The organism is Halanaerobium salsuginis (assembly GCF_900114545.1).
GTDB lineage: Bacteria > Bacillota > Halanaerobiia > Halanaerobiales > Halanaerobiaceae > Halanaerobium > Halanaerobium salsuginis.
Window position 1 is genome coordinate 1 of sequence record NZ_FOTI01000090.1, and the last position, 1920, is coordinate 1920.

Here is a 1920-nt window from a genome sequence, read left to right on the forward strand (position 1 = left end):
GGTTTGCCCCCAAAAAGACTAAATAAATATCCTTAAATAAAAAAATATTTAAGGTTGTAAGCAATAAATTTCTCATTTATAAGTAAAAATAATATTATATAGTGTGAAAAAGATCTACCTTGTTCAGGAGGTGGCCAGTTCTAATCCTTTCAGCAGCTTTTTGAAGTTTGCTGCTGCAACTTTTAAGCCAAACCAGATTTTTTGACATACTTCACCCCTGACCGGCATCTCATCGACATCATATTTGCGTCTGAATACAGAAGGTATTCCTTCTACACCAGCACGCTGATTGCATTCTTTGATGTATTCTTTTTCACCCATTGTTTTTCTGAGTTTTCCTGTTTCATATCGTTGTTCAGTAAAACTGACTGAATTATGTTTTTTGTTGCTTTTGATTCTGCACTCTGATTTTAGTTTGCAGCCAGCACACTTTTCTTTATCAAAGACGGCATAGAATGAATTCTTATCAGGACTTTTCTCCTGATAATCAGGTTCCACATCATTGGCACAGCTTAAAACATTTTCATAGTCAGAATCAAGATTAAAGTTTTGATAATAGGTCATTTTGTCAGCAGCAGGTTTTTTGCCGATTAGTTCACCGGGCATAAACTGAATACCTAAAGCTAAAGCTTTTTTAGCAAGATCATAGGTGTAATAGGCACCATCCATAAATATTTTTATTGGGTTCTCAATACTAAAGTTTAGTAGCTGATCACTGCTTATCTTATCTAAAGTATCAGCACTAAAGTCCTGATCAGAATATATGTTGGGTTTGAAATCATAGGTTGTGATTACAGAATTATCGTCATTAAAAACTTCCAGCACATTGGCTGTATAACCAATATTGGCTCCATATTTCTGCCTGAAAGTTGCATCGGGATCACTGGGGTTTTGCAGAATATCGGATTCCAGTTCTGTACCATCTTTAGCTTCAATATTATCAGGATCAAGATCATCAAAATCATCGTCATCATAATCTGTTTGTTCACCAAGCATTCTTTTTAAGAGCATAAATTCTTCAGTCTCAGTAACACTGCCTCCGGCAGTAACAGCTGCATCATAAAGAGTTTTAGCATCTTCTAAAAGCTTTTTTAGTTTGCTTTTGCATTCATCATTTTTGGTGCGATAGATGACCTCATTTCTGTGGGACTCTTTTAAATATACTTCAAGTCCTTCAGGAATTAGATCCTCAAAAGATTTAGAGAGTATTTTGATGAACTTAGCATTAACCGTGTAGACAAGCTCTATTCTGGATAATTCTCTGGCAGAAGAAGAAACCATAAAAGAATCAATTCTTGCTCTGTCACCTTCAATTTCCAGATTATTCCTAATTAATTCAGCCAGGGATTCAACCTCCTGCTGGATTAAGTCTATACCTGTTTCTTTGTAGTAATCTGTAACTCTTTTTCTAAAATTATTAAATGTATTTTTAGAGATAGGTGGCCTTTTATCACTGGTTAATCTAAGAGCATATTGATATTCCATACTTAGATGGATATTGGCAACTAATCTTTCGTCAGTGAGATCAAAAAGTTCTTTAATTACAAGTGAGCTGATGATTATATTAACAGGAGTATTGGGTCTTGAACCTTTATCACTGTAGAGTACGGCAAAGCGTTCTTCATCAATTGCAGGAAAGATAATTTCCTGAAAAGTATCAGCCCAGGAATCTAAAAGATATTCCTGTAGATATTTGGGCAAATCTTTAAATGAATCGTAAAGACTTAACTGCTGGTGACTGTTGGGAACAAACATTCTATCATCCTTTCTTTGATTCCTTAAGTTAATTATATCAAAGAAAGCCCGTCATCTAAAGGGTTATGAGAGATTAATCTGATTAATTTGAGGATGATAAAAGAAAAACTTATTGTTATTATTTGGTTATTAATGAAATTTATTTAGTCTTTTTGGGGGCAAACC

At 34.3% G+C, this 1920-nt stretch carries 1 protein-coding gene; it reads right to left on the reverse strand.

Features of this window, described 5'->3' with window-relative positions; translation table 11 throughout:
- Positions 1 to 123: 123 nt before the first annotated feature.
- Positions 124 to 1755, reverse strand: a complete 1632-nt coding sequence (locus BMZ74_RS14270) for a transposase (RefSeq protein WP_089862872.1) — start codon at positions 1753 to 1755, stop codon at positions 124 to 126.
- Positions 1756 to 1920 lie beyond the last annotated feature (165 nt).

What these genes read in the sequence shown, in the direction of transcription:
- BMZ74_RS14270 (WP_089862872.1), bottom strand. Translation starts at nt 1,755, where the DNA reads ATGTTTGTTCCCAACAGTCACCAGCAGTTAAGTCTTTACGATTCATTT.